Origin of the sequence: Geobacillus sp. LYN3 (genome assembly GCF_003064505.1) — a bacterium.
GTDB lineage: Bacteria > Bacillota > Bacilli > Bacillales > Anoxybacillaceae > Parageobacillus_B > Parageobacillus_B toebii.
Window position 1 is genome coordinate 2,847 of sequence record NZ_QCWL01000012.1, and the last position, 204, is coordinate 3,050.

The 204-nt window shown below is 44.6% G+C and carries 1 protein-coding gene; it reads left to right on the plus strand.

The features are described 5' to 3' along the window. Positions 1–73: 73 nt before the first annotated feature. On the plus strand, positions 74–204 hold a 131-nt coding region (locus tag DCC82_RS18380), incomplete at its 3' end, for a UPF0236 family protein (protein WP_233253057.1).

Below are 204 nucleotides of genomic sequence, written 5' to 3' on the forward strand. Positions count from 1 at the left end.
GAAACATGAAAAAAGGACTCTCTCCCTGGTAAGATGTTCATTGACCACACTACAAACAGGAGGAGAGAGTCCTATGAATATTCAACAACATCTTACCACAAATTCGTTGACATGGAAAGAGATCGAACTTGCTTTGTTTCGAGCCTTGCAAAACGCCTTCGCCGAGCTGTTTACGGCTCTGTTGGAGGACATCGACCGGCAATT